The sequence below is a fragment of the Acidimicrobiales bacterium genome (assembly GCA_036270875.1).
Lineage (GTDB): Bacteria > Actinomycetota > Acidimicrobiia > Acidimicrobiales > AC-9 > AC-9.
In genome coordinates this window covers 36,759-48,634 of the sequence record DATBBR010000070.1, presented here as the reverse complement: position 1 = coordinate 48,634, position 11,876 = coordinate 36,759, and the positions used below count along the sequence as shown (strand labels likewise).

Below are 11,876 nucleotides of genomic sequence, written 5' to 3'. Positions count from 1 at the left end.
CGCCGCCGTGGCCCGGATGCCACCACGCCCAGGACGGCCCAGCCGTCCCTCCGATCAGCCGGGCTCGACTGGCGAGTCGCCGCCGGTGCGGGGATCGAGGGCGAGAGCGACCGAGTTGATGCAGTAGCGCTGGCCGGTGGGACGGGGACCGTCGTCGAAGACGTGGCCCAGGTGGCCGCCGCAGCGCCGACAGATCACCTCGGTCCGCACCATTCCGAGGCTGGCGTCGCGGTGGAGCTCCACGTTGGCCGCCACCGCCGGCTCCGTGAAGCTCGGCCAACCCGTGCCCGACTCGAACTTGGTCGACGAGTCGAACAGCACCGCGCCGCACCCGGCGCAGCGATAGGTGCCGTCCTCCTTGGCGTCGAGGTACTCCCCCGTGAAGGGACGCTCCGTGTCCTTCTGCCGCAGCACCCGGTACTGCTCGGGCGTCAGCTCCTGGCGCCACTGCTCGTCAGTCTTGTCGACTTCGCTCGCCATGCTCCCCCTCGACGCTCGCCGCAGACGGCCCTCGCTCGCTTGCACCTCGATCGTAGCGCCGCGCCGAGGCGCATCAGGCCCGCTCGGACGCCGTGGAGCCAGCCGCCGGGCCTCTACTATCAGGCCCCATGTCGGTCACGACCAGGCGGGCCTGGGGGCGCCCCGGGAGGCCGGCCCGACCTGGCGGCGAGACCACCGCCGCCGGCGGGCGTCGCGCCCGATCGATGAGTGAACGGGCGGCAAGGATCGCCGGCACCGCGAGCCGCTTCGCGCCGATCTCGATCGTGATGATGCTGGTGCCCGTCGGGGTGGGGGTCGGCCGGGCCCTGTCCAGCATCAATCAACCGTTCGTCAGCTTCGGCGACGTCGCCGTCCTCGAGTCCACCATCAGGGACACCCTCGGCGGCCATCAGCTTCTGGGGCCCTACTCGCACTTCGGCTGGTTCCATCCCGGGCCGGCCTACTTCTACGTGATGGCCCCGGTCTACTGGATCTTCGGGGAGAGCGCCCGGGCGATGTTCCTGGGTGCCTTTCTCATCAACGCCGTCTGCGCGCTCGCCATCATCGTCGTCATCCGCTGGCGGGCTGGAGAGTGGGCCGCGCGGTGGGGCGCCCTGGTGGTCGGCGGCCTCCTCTTCTTCAGCGAGGCCTCTTCCCTGTCGCTGTACAACCCGTGGAACCCGGCCCTGTTGGCACTGCCCTTCTTGCTGGTGATGATCCTGGCAGCGGCCGCCGCGACCGGATCGACCCTCTCCTTGTTGTGGGCCGGGCTGGTCGGCTCGTTCGTCATCCAGAGTGAGCTGGGGACTGCGCCGGCCGTCCTCGCCGTGCTCGTGGTTGGCGCCGCCCTGTGGGGCTGGGCAGTTTGGAGGAAGCGGGCGGGGTCAGCGGCGACGGCGCCCGCGCTGCCTCCCTGGACCAGGCCCTCGCGTCACCTCGTCGCCCTGGCGGGGAGCGCGCTGTTCGTCGTGCTGGTGTGGGTGCCGCCGCTGATCCAGCAGACGACCCGGACGCCGGGCAACGCCGGCAGGATCGTCTCGTTCTTCGAGCACCCGCCCACGGCGCAAGAGGCCGGGGGACGACACACGAGGGGCCAGGCGGTGCGGGGCGTGGCCGAGTACGCGGCCACCCTGCCGCTCAAGGCGGATCCCTTTCCATGCTGCGAGCCCAACCAGTTTGCCGGGCCCAACTCGGCCTACACCGGTCGCCTCGTCATCCTCGGGGGCGGCGTCCTGGTCGGGGTGGGTCTTGCGCTGATCGGTTGGCGACGTCGCCACCAGCTGGTCATGGCCCTCGGCGCCGTCTCCGTGGTTGCGTCCGGAGCCGCTGTCGTGTCGGCGACCCAGGTCGTCGGGCCGTTGTACGAGCACCTGCTGTGGTGGACGACCGCGGTGCTCGTTCCGGCGTGGATCGGCGCCGGCCTGCTGGCGCTCGACCTCGTCGCGAAACGGAAGGGCGGGCCGCTCTCGAGGCCCGTCGGCCGCCGGGTTCTCTCAGGGGCGTTGGCGGTGGGCTGCGCAGTGCCGTGCCTGGCCCTGGGGTGGTCGCTGCTCCGCGATCCGCCGATCGGCTACGGCGACGACCCGGGACGCCAGGTCGCCGCCCAGCTCGTCGAACGGCCGGTGCGGGCGATGCACGTGCGCGATCTCAGGGTCCAGGAAGCCGACCCGGACCAGTTCGGCCTGGCTGCCTCGGTCGTCGTGGAGCTCCAGAAGGCGGGCGTGGCCACCCACCTCGAGCCACCCGCCAGCACCAGCTACGGCCCCCAGGAGCAGGTCCGGGGCCCTGACCAGGCGCTCCTCGTCATCAGCGGCCCACATGACCCCTCACCGGCGGTCTCGACGGCGGGCGCCACCCATCTCGGGACGGTGGAGGGCATGCAGCTCTGGCTGCGGCCCCTGCCGTCCGCCTGAGCCGTCCGGCCCGCCGTCCCCGGGGGCCTGTTTGACGGGGCGAGCGGCGGTCTTGTTGACTATCTTGATCAAATAGGTAGAGATTGCCTCTCCAACTGGGTGAAGAAGGAACTTTCCGTGCCGCTCCGCCGTCCTCGTCCACTCCTCCTCCTCGCCCCGCTCGCCGTGGCCGCACTAGTGACCGCGGCCTGCGGGGGCGGGACCAGCAGCTCCGCCAACGCCGGGACCACGGCGACGACCTCGTCGTCAGGCGGGCCGCCCGTCACGGTCAAGCTCGGCTACTACCCCAACCTCACCCACGCCACCGCCATCGTCGGCGTGCAGCAGGGCATCTTCGCCCAGGCCCTGGGGCAGGACAAGCTCCAGACGGCCACGTTCAACGCTGGGCCAGCAGCGGTCGAGGCCCTCTTCTCGGGCGCCGTCGACGCCACCTACATCGGACCAAATCCCGCCATCAACGCCTTCCAGCAGTCCCACGGCCAGGCCATCCGGATCATCTCCGGGGCAACCTCGGGGGGCGCTGCATTCGTCGTCAAGCCCACCATCAACTCGGCCTCCGACCTGCGGGGGAAGAAGCTGGCCACGCCGCAGCTCGGGAACACCCAGGACGTCGCCCTCCGGTTCTGGCTGCAGGGCAAGGGCCTCAAGACCGACCCGCAGGGAGGCGGAGACGTCTCGATCCTGCCCCAGGACAATGCCACTGCCCTGCGCGCCTTCCAGACCGGACAGATCGACGGCGCCTGGGAGCCCGAGCCGTGGGTCAGCCAGATGGTCGCTGCCGGCGGCAAGGTGCTCGTGAACGAGAAGAGCCTGTGGCCGGGCGGGCGCTTTGTCACCACTCAGCTCGCGGTGCGCACTGATTTCCTCAAGCAGCACCCGGACGCCGTTGCCCGTCTCCTGCAGGGTCAGGTGCGCGCCAACGACTTCGTGAACCAGCATCCGGTGGAGGCTCAGCAAATCGTCAACCAGGGCCTCACCCAGCTCACCGGCAAGGGGTTGTCGCCGGGGGTCATCCAGGCGGCGTGGCCCGACCTCACGTTTACCAACGACCCCGTGGCGGCTTCCCTCGCCGCCTCCGCCGCCCACGCCCAGAAGATCGGCTTGCTCCCACCGGGCGACTTGAAGGGCATCTACGACCTGACGCCGCTCAACCAGGCGCTGGCCCAGGTGAACGAGCCGCAGGTGAAGGCGGCGTGACGGCCATCGCCCGCCAGCTCGCCGCCAGGGTCGGGGCCCCCGATCCGCCCGCCGCCGTGGGGCCCTCGCCAGCGGTCTCGCTCCGGGATGTCTCCCGGGCATTCGGCGAGCGCGGCGCCGCGGTGCTCGCCCTTGACCGGGTCAGCCTGGACGTGCGGCCGGGCGAGTTCGTCTGCCTGGTCGGCGCCTCCGGCTGCGGCAAGACGACGCTGCTGAACCTGGTCGCCGGGCTCGACCGGCCCAGCGCCGGGGCGGTGGACGCCGGCGGAGGACGGCCAGCCCTGATGTTCCAGGACGCGGCCCTGTTCCCGTGGCTCACGGCGGCGGCCAACGTCGAGCTGGCCCTGCGGCTGAACGGGGTCCCGAAGGCCGAGCGCCGGACACGCGCCGCACACCTGCTCGAGGCGGTTCACCTCGGTGAGATGGGACGACGGAGGCCGCACGAGCTCTCAGGAGGGATGCGACAGCGGGTCGCCCTGGCCCGGGCGCTGGCCCAGGATGCCCGGGTGTTGCTCATGGACGAGCCCTTTGGTGCGGTGGACGCCATCACCCGGGACCTGCTGCACGACGAGGTCGAGGGGATTTGGCAGGCCCGGGACATCACCGTGCTCTTCGTCACCCACAACGTCCGCGAGGCTGCTCGCCTGGGCGATCGCATCGTGCTGTTCACCAGCCGACCCGGTCGGGTCGCAGCCACGTTCGACGTGGACATTCCCCGACCGCGGCGCATCGAGTCGCCCGAGGTGTCCGAGCTGGCGGGACGGGTGACGGCGCGGCTCCGCGAGGAGGTGGGCCGCCATGGCCGTTGACGCGTCGACCTCCACCGTCGAGGCATCCAGCCTTGACCGGGAGATGGCCGGCCTCGACGCGCTCGAGCTGTCCACTGCACCGGCGCGGAGCCGGCTCGTGCGTGCCGGCAGCGCGCTGTGGCCGAAGCTGGCTGCGATCGGCGTGGGGCTGCTGGTGTGGCAGATCGTGGTGTGGTCGCAGTGGCGCCCGGACTATGTGCTGCCAGGGCCGGCGCCGGTCTTCAGCGAGCTCGGCAGTCAGCTCTCGCAGGCCAGCTTCTGGCACGCTGTCGGCATCACGCTGCAGCGGGCAGCGATCGGCTACGCAGTCGCCGTCCTCATCGGCTCGCTGGTCGGGGCGGCGGTGGCACGGATCCGACCCCTGCGGCGGGCCATCGGCTCGCTCATCACCGGGCTTCAGACCATGCCCTCGATCGTGTGGTTCCCGCTCGCCATCCTGCTGTTCAAGCTCGGGGAGGGGGCCATCCTGTTCGTCGTGGTCCTCGGCGCCGCCCCCTCGGTGGCCAACGGCCTCATCTCCGGCATCGACCACATCCCACCCCTCATGCTTCGCTCGGGTCGGGTGCTGGGGGCTCGCGGGATCAGGCTGTTCCGATTCGTCATCCTGCCCGCGGCGATGCCGGCCTTCGTCGGCGGGCTCAAGCAGGGGTGGGCGTTCGCCTGGCGGAGTCTCATGGCCGGCGAGCTGCTCGTCATCGTGGCCAACCGCCCATCCATCGGCGCCAGGCTGGAGTTCGCCCGGGAGTTCTCGCAGGCGGACACGCTGCTGGCCCTCATGATCGTGGTCCTGTTGATCGGCATCCTGGCCGACTCCGTGTTCTCGTTCGCCGACCGCTCCATCCGCCGTCGGTGGGGGCTCATCGAGTCAGGCGACTGAGCCACCCGCCCGGAGGGGCCGATTTCGACAAGAGGTGGAACCGAGACGTTGGGTGCACCCGCGCTGGCACCCGCGTCGCCGGGGCCAGCGGGAGCGCCTAGCATGATGACCAAGCTCTATGAGCGCGCTCGACACACGCACGGGTCGTGGCGCCTCGCCGTCGTCGCCTGAGCCGGGACGCACCGAGGCGCGCACGCGGTCCGCCCAGTCGCCGGGGCGGGGGGACGGGGAGCGGCTCCGCCAGCTCCGGGCCAAGAAGCGCCAGGCCACCGGCCTCCTCGTGGTGATGTTCGCCGTGTTCGTCGTCGTGAGCGTCGCCGGGAGCAACCATGGCGTGCTGGCCTACGTGCGGGCGGCGGTGGAGGGGTCACTCGTCGGCGGGCTGGCCGACTGGTTCGCGGTGGTGGCCATCTTCCGCCACCCCCTCGGGCTGCCCATCCCCCATACCGCGGTGATCGTCGAGCGCAAAGACCAGTTCGGCGCCGCGCTTGGCGGCTTCGTGCAGGAGAACTTCCTCAGCTCCGACACCATCACCGATCGCATCCGGTCTTCCCAGCAGTTGACGAGGGCCGCGGACTGGCTCATCGTGCGCGAGAACGCCGAGAACATTGCCGGCCATGCAGCGACGCTGGTGGTCGGTCTCGCCGACGCCGTCCGGGACGAGGACGTCCACCGTCTGATCGAGGAGGAGATCTCGGGCGGCCTCGAGCGGGTTCCGCTCGCACCGCTGGCGGCGCGTGCCCTGCGGACCATGACGGCCAACCAACGGCACCAGGAGCTGCTCGACTCGGTCCTCCGCGGCTTCGAGCGGTTCCTCGACGACAACCGAGACGGCCTACGAACGCGGTACGCACGAGAGTCGCCGTGGTGGCTGCCGCGCGTCGTCGACGAGCGCATCTTCGATCGCATCCTCGACGGGGTGCACGACGTGCTGCGGGAGATCAACACCGACCCCGGCCACGAGATCCGCTCCCAGCTCGACAAATGGGTCGCCACGCTCGCCGACAACCTCGAGAACGCGCCCGAGTACCGCGAGCGCGGCGAGCAGCTCAAGCGTGACCTGCTGACAAACCCGGAGCTGCGGAAGTGGACCTCCTCGCTGTGGGACGAGGTGAAGGCGACCCTTCGATCGCAGGCGGCCGACCCCGAGTCGGAGCTCCGTCGGCGCTTGGCCGACGTCCTGATCGGCATCGCACGACGGCTCCGCGACGACCCGGCGCTGGCGGACAAGGTGGAGCAGGTCGTCGAGTCGGGGATCCGCTATGTCGCGGAGCACTTCCACGACGAGATCATCGATCTCGTGAGCGGCACCATCTCCCGGTGGGACGCGACCGAGACGTCCAGCAAGCTCGAGATCCTCCTCGGACGCGACCTCCAGTTCATCCGCATCAACGGGACTGTCGTGGGCGGTCTGGCCGGTCTCGTGATCTTCTCGGTCGGCCAGGCGATCAGCTAGGAAACAGGTCGCTCACCGTCTCGACGGCGATCGGCGCCAGCCGACCCGCGGACACGGCCCACGGCGGCGCGGAAGTTGGGGGGCCTTCATGCATAGACGTTGACGGTGTGATCGAGTCCCAGCTCCGCCGCCGCGAGCCGGCCGGTGGCGACCAGCACGAAGGTGAGTGGGTCGCCCGTGATTCGCCGGCCGCCGTCGCCGCCCACGGCTACCTCGTCGAGCCCGTCGAGGACGAGGACCGCCGGTCCCCAGCCGCGCCGGGCGAGGAGGTCGGCCAGGTGGGACACAGAGACCCGGAGGCCGGGCCCCCGCTCCGGCTGGCGGCCGAGCGCCGAACGGATGTCCTCGGCGTGGACGTAGGCGTCGTACCAGACCGCCTCGATGCCCTCGCCGAGGGTGCCGGGGATCCCCGCGGGAGCGGGACCGGACCAGGCGGCGTCGTCGAAGGCGGCGGCGAGATCACGCACCACCTTCGTCGCCTGCTGCAGCTCGTCGGCCACCTCCCGTGGCGACCGGCCGCGTCGCTCGGCCACCTGGCGGGCGGACGCGTCTGGTGCGGCCAGCTCGTCGAGGCGCCCGGTGGCGATGTCAGCGATCGTGCCGGTGACGTGGGCGGCCAGGTCCCCGACCGTCCATCCTGCGCACCTCGTCGGGGCCTCCCACTCGGTCGCGGTGAGCGGTCGCACCAGCTCCTCGAACCGCGCCAGCTCGTCCGCGCTGCCGGTCAGCGTCTCTTCCCGGGGCAACCCCATCTCCCACCTCCTGGGCATCGGCGGTGCCCGACAGGGCGCCGCCGACGAGTGGATACTGACGACCGAAATGCTAACACAGACATACAGTCCGTATGTCAAGTGCTACTCCGCTTGACTCGACGGTCAATGTCGGCAGCGGAGTGCCGGCCGGCAGAAGGAGGCCACCGGATCCGACGTCGAGACGCTGCTCACCAGGTGTCAATGCACGGACGCTTCTTGCCCGTCCGCGCTGGAGGGGGTGGAGCCGAGTCGAGGGCGGCGATGATCCATCGGCGCGAGTCGGCCGGGTCGATCACGTCGTCGATCTCGAAGTAGGTCGCGGTGTTGAGCGCCTTCCCGTGCCGGTACATGGCTGCGACCATCTCCTGGAACGCCTGCTCGCGGCGCTCGGGGTCGTCGATGGCGTCGAGCTCGCGGCGGTAACCGAGTCGCACGGCGCCCTCGAGGCCCATTCCCCCGAACTCTCCGGTCGGCCAGGCCACGGTGAAGATCGGCGCCTTGAAGCTGCCTCCTGCCATGGCCTGGGCGCCCAGCCCGTAGCCCTTTCGCAGCACGATCGTGAGCAAGGGGACCGTGATCGTGGACCCGATCACGAACATGCGAGCGCAATGGCGGACGGTCGCCTGCTTCTCCGACTCGGGACCCACCATGATGCCCGGCGTGTCGCAGAGCGAGATGAGCGGCACGTCGAAGCCGTCGCACAGCTGCATGAAGCGGGCGGCCTTGTCGGCGCCCGCCCCGTCGATGGCTCCGCCCAGATGAGCGGGGTTGTTGGCGATCACGCCCACGGGCCGACCACCGACGCGGGCGAGGGCCGTGATCATGCCCGTCCCGAACCCCTCGCGCAGCTCGAGCAGCGAGCCCCGGTCGACCAGCGTGGAGACCACCTGCCTGACGTCGTAGGTGCGCAGCCGGTCCTCGGGCACGATGTGGCGAAGGCGGGCCTGGTCCATCTCGTCCCACTCGGGGACCGCCCCTCGGAAATATGACAGGTACCGCCGCGCTGTCGCGACCGCGGCCGCCTCGTCCGCCACGGCGATGTCCACCACGCCGTTGGGTACCTGGACCTCCATGGGTCCGATGGCACCAGGCGGGTAGGCGCCCAGCCCGCCCCCTTCGATCATCGCCGGACCGCCCATCCCGATGTTGGAGTTGGCCGTGGCGATGACCACATCGCAACAGCCGAGGATGGCGGCGTTGCCGGCGAAGCAGTAGCCGGAGTTGACACCAACCAGCGGCACGAGGCCGCTCAGCCCGGCGAAGAGGTTGAAGGCCATGCAGTCGAGCCCGCTCACGCCGACGCCATCGGTGTCCCCGGGTCGTCCGCCGCCTCCCTCGGTGAAGAACACGATCGGGAGGCGGAGCGTCTCGGCCAGCTCGAAGAGCCGGTCCTTCTTGCGGTGGTTCTGCAGACCCTGGGTCCCTGCCAGCACGGTGTAGTCGTAGGACATGGCGATCGTCCGGTGATCGTCGACCGTCCCGATCCCCGCCACCATGCCGTCCGCCGGCGTTCGCCTGATCAGGTCGTCCACCTCACGGCGTCGCCGTTGCGCGGCGATGGCGAGCGCTCCGTACTCGACGAAGCTCCCGTCGTCGCACAGGTCCTCGATGTTCTCCCGGGCCGTGCGTTGGCCCGTGTGCCGGCGTCGCTCCACGGCGTCCGGTCTTGCGTCGTCGAGTCCGATGGCGTGGCGCTCGAGGACCTCGGCGAGATCGGGCCGGATCTGCTGCGGGGGGCCGGTCTGGTCCTGACGTCCGTCATCGTCGCCGACTGCCGCCTCCTCCAGTACAACCAGGGCCTGACCCGGCACGACCGTGTCGGCCACCGACACCTCGATCTTGCGGACGAAGCCGCCGGCCGCCGCCTCGACTGGGTGCTGCATCTTCATAGACTCGATGACGACCACCTGTTGTCCGCTGCGTACGACGTCGCCTTCGCCGACGTCGATGCTGACGACCGTCCCGTGCAGCGGCGACCCGACGGTGAGCATCGGTCACCTGTCTAGCAGTTGGCCCCGGCAGGCGGGCATTGGTGGGCAGCGCCGACTAGCGGGCCGGCGGCCGCAGGCCGAAGGCCAGCTGGGCCGCTCCGCGGACGGCGGCGACGACCGGCCCGGTCTTGGCCAAGGGGGGAAAAGCGCCCTCGTCCATGGCGGGGACGAAGAGCCGCCCGGCGCCGCTGCCGTAGACGTAGACGGGGTACGCGGCTGTCGACAGCGCGGTCGAGATGCCGCTGTGGTACGGGTGGCGGAAGCCGGGGATCGGGCCGCCGCCACCGACCACGGTCGCAGCGTCCTCCGGCGCGTCGAACCAGTAGGTGGCCATGCGGATCATCGGTGACAGGAGGGGATCGGGCACGCCCATGTCCCGCAGCACGACGGTGTCGACCGACAGCGCGTCGGCACCGGCATAGACACGACGGGGGGACACCGGGTGGCGGCAGGCCATCACGCCGAAGGGACCCTGGGCGGCGTCCTCGAAGGCGTCGACCACGCCCAAATCCGGCGCGTAGGCGTCGATCACCATCATGGTGGCCATCCGGTAGTGGAGCTGGCGATCGGAGAAGACGTAGCGATCCTGGCGCTCGCCGAGCCCCTCGAGGGACGACAGGCAGAGGTGTCCGAGCTCCGACGGGTTGGTGCGCAGCTTGGCGAGGACGAGACGCACGTCGGCGGTGCGCCATGTGCTGCTGATGCACGACTGGGCCGCCCCCCGCAGGTAAGCGAACGGGACCTGGTCCCGCGAGCAGTCGACGACGCGGTAGGCGGGCGACTCGAAGCCGAAGTAGCGCGCCACCTCGGCGACCGAGCGGTGCCCGTAGTAGCGGTCGTAGAGCGTGGGCGCCTCCAGTACCGCCACCTCGGCGACGCCGTGGTCGACCAGGTAGAGAGCGAGCTCCTCTACCAGGATCGGGTCGACGACCGTCGAGCGGTCGTGGCGGTCGTAGCCGAGCATGAAGGCCGTCTTCACCGCGGCTCGGAGGGGCCGGCCAGCCGCGGCCTTCGAGGTGATGAGCTCGGCCAGGCCCGCTCGGTCGAGGACCCGACGGAGGCTGGCGCGCTTGTCGGGGGACGAGCTGCCCCGCTCGACGAACACCGGCGCGCCGGTGGCGAAGCGACCGGGCCGGACCGCCGCCGCTCGATCCCGCCCGGGTAGGAACCACTCTCCGACGGACCGCAGCTCGTCGACGACGACATCCCTCGTCCATCCCGGGCGGAGGCGGTCGTCGTCACCGAGGGCCCTTGCCAGCAGGGCGAAGACCTGACCGTGCCTGCGCTCGTCGTCCGCGATCTGCTCGGCCGCCTCGCGCTCGTCCTCGGTCTCAGCCAGCTCGACGATGCGGGCCCAGCACAGCGCCGCGCTGCGCTCGAGCTCCACGTTGAGGCGGCAGAACTTTCGGAAGGGCCCGTAGTCGAGCTCCTGTCGTAGGGCGCTGCTCAGCTGACCCGTGAGCAAACCCCCAAGGGTCAACGTCCGCGCCAAGGCGACCGCGAGCGGGCGCTCCCGTAGGTGGAGATGCTGGTCCGTGGCGCTGGCCCATCCGGACAGGGCGCCGTAGAGCTGCTCGCCGTAGGTCAAACCTCGCATCCACCCCGAGGCGTGGTGGAGGAGGACCCCCCGCACGTAAGCGGCGTGCATCTCCTCGTCCTGCCAGACCCAGACGAGCGCCCGGCGCACGAGATGGCGCACCTCCGCATCGAGGGGCATTCGGGCGACGCGCTGGGCGATCGCCCGCTCCCGGTAGGCCACACCGACCAGCTGCTCCCGCTCGAGGGCGAGGAGCCAGAGCCGGCGCCGCTCCCGCTCGGGGCGACCGCGGTATCGGCTGCGCCACCTGGCCAGAAGGCGCTCCGACTCTCGGTAGATCTGCTCGAGGCGCCCGCCGCCGGCCTGGCGTTCGGCTTCCTCCCCGGCCGGGGTCTCCTCCGCCATCACCCGAGGCTATCGGGGGGCTCGCCAGGGGCGCCCTTGGCCGCTGTCTATGACGACTTCGGAGCTTTGCGCGCCTTGGTGGTCGACGAGCGCCGCCCGGTGGATGTCGGCGTCGAGCTCGGGCGAGCGCGTTTGGCTTGCTGGCCGCCACTGGGATTGCCGGCCTCGGGACGCCCTCTCTCGCCTGCTGCCTTCTCCGGCATCGCTCGTGGCGAAGGCGGACGGCTCAGGATGTGTCCTGTAGCGACACTGGCGAGGGTTACGGCGCCGTCGGCCATCAGGCTGGCGCCGCCCACGACGATCGAGCCCGTGACCGAGACGGCCGTTCCCGCAAGCGAGCCCGCCTGCTTGGCGGCCTCCTCCGTGGCCCCGGCGACACCTACCGTGACGTCCGTGCCGAGCCGGTTCACCGTCGCGCCCAGTGACGAGCGACCGCCGCGCCACCGCCGGACGAGGCCC

General features: G+C 70.9%; 9 protein-coding genes. 5 read left to right on the top strand and 4 right to left on the bottom strand.

Annotation, left to right across the window (positions count from 1 at the left end; all coding sequences use genetic code 11):
- Nucleotides 1–54: 54 nt before the first annotated feature.
- Nucleotides 55–480, bottom strand: coding sequence for a peptide-methionine (R)-S-oxide reductase MsrB (gene msrB / locus VH112_08140; GenBank protein HEX4540202.1), 426 nt, complete (start codon nt 478–480; stop codon nt 55–57).
- 128 nt (nt 481–608) lie between these two features.
- On the opposite strand from msrB, the gene VH112_08135 reads away from it, so the two are divergent.
- The 5 genes from VH112_08135 (at nt 609) to VH112_08115 (ending at nt 6,732) form a co-directional block, all read left to right on the top strand.
- Nucleotides 609–2,393 (top strand): hypothetical protein, encoded by a 1,785-nt coding sequence (locus VH112_08135; GenBank protein HEX4540201.1) that lies wholly within the window; start codon nt 609–611, stop codon nt 2,391–2,393.
- Nucleotides 2,394–2,510: 117 nt separating this feature from the next.
- Complete coding sequence (locus VH112_08130) at nt 2,511–3,590, top strand: ABC transporter substrate-binding protein (GenBank protein HEX4540200.1); 1,080 nt, start codon at nt 2,511–2,513, stop codon at nt 3,588–3,590.
- Nucleotides 3,587–4,399 carry an ABC transporter ATP-binding protein gene (locus VH112_08125; GenBank protein ID HEX4540199.1) on the top strand — a complete coding sequence of 271 codons (813 nt, stop codon included), beginning with the start codon at nt 3,587–3,589 and terminating at the stop codon, nt 4,397–4,399. The genes VH112_08130 and VH112_08125 overlap by 4 nt, the downstream gene beginning before the upstream one ends.
- Nucleotides 4,389–5,276 (top strand): ABC transporter permease, encoded by an 888-nt coding sequence (locus VH112_08120; GenBank protein HEX4540198.1) that lies wholly within the window; start codon nt 4,389–4,391, stop codon nt 5,274–5,276. The genes VH112_08125 and VH112_08120 overlap by 11 nt, the downstream gene beginning before the upstream one ends.
- Nucleotides 5,277–5,394: 118 nt before the next feature.
- Nucleotides 5,395–6,732, top strand: coding sequence for a DUF445 domain-containing protein (locus VH112_08115; protein HEX4540197.1), 1,338 nt, complete (start codon nt 5,395–5,397; stop codon nt 6,730–6,732).
- 86 nt (nt 6,733–6,818) lie between these two features.
- Here the strand turns inward: VH112_08115 and VH112_08110 are convergent, their stop codons facing one another.
- The 3 genes from VH112_08110 to VH112_08100 all read right to left on the bottom strand — a co-directional run bounded on the left by VH112_08110 (nt 6,819) and on the right by VH112_08100 (nt 11,417).
- Nucleotides 6,819–7,484, bottom strand: a complete 666-nt coding sequence (locus VH112_08110) for a maleylpyruvate isomerase family mycothiol-dependent enzyme (GenBank protein ID HEX4540196.1) — start codon at nt 7,482–7,484, stop codon at nt 6,819–6,821.
- Nucleotides 7,485–7,672: 188 nt separating this feature from the next.
- The gene (locus VH112_08105; protein ID HEX4540195.1) at nt 7,673–9,475 is read right to left on the bottom strand and encodes a carboxyl transferase domain-containing protein; all 1,803 of its coding nucleotides are present in this window, start codon (nt 9,473–9,475) and stop codon (nt 7,673–7,675) included.
- A 55-nt stretch (nt 9,476–9,530) separates the two neighbouring features.
- A complete protein-coding gene (locus VH112_08100; protein ID HEX4540194.1) occupies nt 9,531–11,417 on the bottom strand; it encodes a ferritin-like domain-containing protein in 1,887 nt (628 codons plus the stop codon).
- Nucleotides 11,418–11,876: the final 459 nt, after the last annotated feature.